The sequence below is a fragment of the Pseudoalteromonas sp. SR41-4 genome, from assembly GCF_014163985.1.
Classification (GTDB): Bacteria; Pseudomonadota; Gammaproteobacteria; order Enterobacterales; family Alteromonadaceae; genus Pseudoalteromonas; species Pseudoalteromonas rhizosphaerae.
Map to the genome: position 1 here is coordinate 1 of NZ_JACJEI010000067.1, position 4,457 is coordinate 4,457.

2 protein-coding genes are annotated in these 4,457 nt (G+C 41.0%); both read left to right on the forward strand.

The genetic code is table 11. From position 1 onward, the window contains the following. Nucleotides 1–173: 173 nt before the first annotated feature. Complete coding sequence (locus H5180_RS23230) at nt 174–2,822, forward strand: family 20 glycosylhydrolase (protein WP_182759246.1); 2,649 nt, start codon at nt 174–176, stop codon at nt 2,820–2,822. Nucleotides 2,823–3,078: 256 nt separating this feature from the next. Beyond that, the gene (gene nagP / locus H5180_RS23235; RefSeq protein ID WP_145236559.1) at nt 3,079–4,374 is read left to right on the forward strand and encodes an N-acetylglucosamine MFS transporter NagP; all 1,296 of its coding nucleotides are present in this window, start codon (nt 3,079–3,081) and stop codon (nt 4,372–4,374) included. Nucleotides 4,375–4,457: the final 83 nt, after the last annotated feature.

Below are 4,457 nucleotides of genomic sequence, written 5' to 3' on the forward strand. Positions count from 1 at the left end.
CGCTTACCGCTTACCGCTTACCGCTTACCGCTTACTGCTTATTCCCTATTTTTTCAATTAATGATAGCGCTGTCATTTTATCTTTTATATGATGGTGGTGAATAAATAATAATAAATAACAGATTACGTGGGGGGAAATGCGTAGTCTTAGGGTATACAACGAGGAGAGAGCAATGGATTTTAAAAAGCGAACTTTAGCGAGTTTGATCGCGATAATGCCATTAATGGCACAGGCGCAGTTTTCGCAAACTGATGTGAATAACTTTGCCAAAGAGACCACTCTGACATTTGCTGTGGTAGATAACTTTCATAATAAAGACGCTGGTTTTTTAGGAACTATTACACTAAACAACCAATCTGATGTTGCACTTCCTGCAGGTGAAAGTGACTGGCAGTTGTATATTCACTCAGTTCGTAAGATCAGTACTGAGCTAGTTGCGGGTTTAAATATTGAACACGTAAATGGTGATTTACATCGCATTACCCCAACTAAAAACTTTACAGGGTTAGCTTCAGGTAAAAGCTTAGTACTTGAGTTTGACGCTCAAGTTTGGGTGGTTGCTTATTCTGATTTTATGCCACGTGCTTTTTTTGTATCTGGTGATAATAAACCGGCTATTTTTGCAAATACTGACAGCGAAGATATGACCCAGTTTGTTGCACCGTTCGAGCGTGAAAATCAACTGCGTCGTTATAACGAGCCAAAAGATTTAACGGTATTAGTCACCCCAAAAGTGCGTTTTGAGCGTAATCAACAAACGACAAGTCAAGTATCGCAACAAGACGCATTAAAGCGGATCATTCCAAAGCCACAAAAAGTAGAGTTTAATCGCGGTACTGCAACACTTGATAGCAGCTGGCAGATCACTTTCCAAGGTCAGTTAAAGAACGAAGTCATGGTGTTTATGCAAGATTTGCAAGATGACTATGGCCTGACCTTAAAAGCCCAGCCAGATCACATCAAACTAGCAAAAGAAAAACTGATCAGCTTAAAAGTAAATCCACAGTTGGCCGGTGGTAAATCAGAAAGTTACACTCTTGAAATAGATGACGATCGTATTGAAATTGTTGGGAGTGATAATGCCGGTGTCTTCTATGCCATGCAGAGCTTACTTAATCTACTCCCGGCAAATAGCCAAGGTACTGTAGACATTCCACAACTTGAGATTGAAGACAGCCCTCGTTATACCTGGCGTGGCATGCACTATGATAATGGCCGCAATTACCACGGCAAAGACGCTATGTTCAAATTGGTTGAGCAAATGGCGCGTTATAAAATGAATAAACTACATTGGCACTTTTCAGAAGATGAAGGTTGGCGCTTAGAAATTCCAGGATTACCAGAGCTAACTGATATTGGTGGTTATCGCTGTTTTGACCTTGAAGAAAAAGAATGTCTGTTAACACAGCTAGGAACCGGGCCATTTAAATCGGGCTCAGGTAATGGTTACTTAACCCGTAGCGAGTTTATTGAATTACTAACATTTGCTAAAGACCGCCATATTCAAATCATTCCTGAAATTGAAGGGCCGGGGCATGCTCGAGCATCAATCAAAGCAATGGAAGCGCGTTATCATAAGCTTGCTGATGAAGCTCAAAAAACAGCTAAAAGTAACCTTATTAATAAAAAGAATCCAGGAAAAGAAACGCAGCAAGTCGATATTAGTGCAGCGACACAATATTTATTGAGCGATCCAAAAGACACCTCGGTATATATGACGGTGCAAAACTACAAAGATAACTCGATGAACGTATGCATGGATTCAACCTATGCTTTTTTAGATAAGGTTACCTACGAATTACAACAAATGTACCGCGAAGCCGGTGTGCAATTGACTAACCTACACTTTGGTGGCGATGAAGTGGGTGCCGGTTCATGGGTTGGCTCGCCAATATGCCAAGCAATGTTTGCCGACCCCAATAATGGGGTTGCCGGTGCCGCAGATCTAAAACCTTACTTTACACAACGTGTGGCCAAGTTACTTGAAAAGCGCGGTATTTCGCCAGGTGCATGGGAAGATGGTTTAATGTATGACCGCACTAACCCGTTTAAGCGCGATGAATTTCCAAATAAAACCTTTACAGCAAACGTCTGGGACAATATTTGGGAGTGGGGTGTTGCAGATAGAGCTTACCGCCTTGCCAATGCAGGTTATCAAGTTATATTATCGCATGGTACACACTTATACTTTGACCATCCTTATGAAGCTCACCCAGAAGAACGTGGATATTATTGGGCAACTCGCTATACCGATACTAAAAAAGCATTTAATTATATGCCAGACGATGTGTATGCCAATGCCGATTACACCCGAACACGGGAGCCGATAGATAACCTTGAAGCTTTAGTTGGTCGTCCACTACCAAAATTAGAAAAGCCAGAAAACATCTTAGGTATGCAAGGACAAGTTTGGTCTGAAACTATTCGAACCGAAGATCAAGTATTGGCAATGATATTCCCGCGAATTCTGTCTGTTGCTGAGCGTGCATGGCATAAAGCACCATGGGAAGGCGAGCAGGTTGATCGTAAAAGCCAAGAAAAAGACTGGGCGCAATTTTCTGCTGCAGTTGGTTTGAAAGAGCTTACAAAGTTGGCAAATGCAGGTGTAACTTTGAATTTACCTGTACCTGGAGGTGTGATCAACAATGGTAAGCTTGAGATTAATACGCCATTTGCATATTTAAATACCGAGTATAGTTTAGATAATGGCGCGAGTTGGCAGCAATATACAGCTCCGATCAGTGTTTCTGAACAGCAGTCTGTGGCATTACGTAGTAGCTTAAATAGTAAACTGAAGAGCAGAATTACTCATATAAATTAATATATTAGTAACTAATTACGTTTTGAAAGGGCCATAAAGGCCCTTTTTTGTGCCGTTGTAAAATAAATTGTTACTAGTAATATGGCTGTAATTAACGTAAAGTTTTATGGCAGCGCTGTCATTTTTGTTTCGACATTGTCATTTAAATGTCGCCAAAGTGTTATAAAGTACAGCAACGCTAATCGTCGATTTAAGTTTTTTTGAACTTAATTGCAATAAATAATTACAACGATAGCTCGCAACAAGAAGAAGTTTTATGGAAGCCACTGTGTCAAAAATAAACAAACAAAGTAACTTTATACCCATGGCCATTGTTGCCACTTTATTCTTCATCCTAGGTTTTGCAACCTGGTTGAACGGTTCACTAATGCCATACTTAAAACAAGTATTACAGCTTAGTCCATTTCAAGCGTCACTGATTTTATTCTCGTTTTATATAGCTGTTACTTTTACTGCAGTGCCATCGGCAATGATCATTCGTAAAGTTGGTTATAAAAATGGTATGGCACTCGGTATGGCAACCATGATGGTGGCAGGTTTGTTATTTATTCCAGCTGCAAAAACTCAAGTGTTTGCTTTGTTTTTGTTTGCGCAGTTGGTTATGGGGGCTGGTCAAACCTTGTTGCAAACAGCAGTAAATCCGTATGTTGTTAGGATTGGGCCTGAAGAGTCAGCTGCTGCACGTGTTAGTATCATGGGGATATTAAATAAAGGCGCAGGCGTGATTGCGCCAATCGTTTTTACAGCATTAATTTTAAGTGACTTTACTGGCCTCGTTGGTAAAGATTTATCACAAGCTGAAATTGATTCAATGGCGAATAGTTTAATTTACCCTTATTTAGGGTTAGCGCTATTTATTGGTGCACTGGCATTTGCCGTGACAAAGATGCCATTACCAGAGCTTGTTGATGATGAGGAGCAAGGTGCTAAAGGGCAAGTAAAAGAAGCGCTTTCCCATCCAAGTCTTGCACTAGGTGTGCTTGCTTTGTTCGTTTATGTAGCCGTGGAGGTGATTGCAGGCGATACCATTGGTACTTTTGCGTTATCGCTAGGTGTTGAAAAATATAGTGTCATGACCTCTTATACGATGGCTTGTATGGTGCTGGGTTATATCTTAGGTATTGCACTTATACCACGTGTTATTTCGCAGCAAACTGCATTGAGTTTGTCTGCTATTTTAGGCTGCGTACTAACTCTTGCCGTGGTATTTAGCGATACTAGTTCAGTGGTTGTCGCAACAGCGCTTGGTTTAGAGGTACAATTACCAGATACACTATTGATGATAGCTGTGTTAGGATTTGCGAATGCTATTGTATGGCCTGCGGTATGGCCGTTAGCGTTGTCTGGGTTAGGTAAATTAACCAGTGTTGGTTCTGGTCTGCTTGTAATGGGTATCGCCGGTGGTGCGTTTGGACCACTATTTTGGGGTCTAGCAAGCGGTGGTGTGGATTCTGCCGAGGCTCAGCAGGGCGCTTATATCGTAATGTTACCTTGTTATTTATTCATCCTTTTCTATGCTGTAAAAGGGCACAAGATGAAAAGCTGGAAATAAGATTAAAGTTGAAAGGTTCAAGGTAAAAGTTTAGCTTTGTAGAACCTAGAACCTAGAACCTAGAACCTAGAACCTAGAACCTA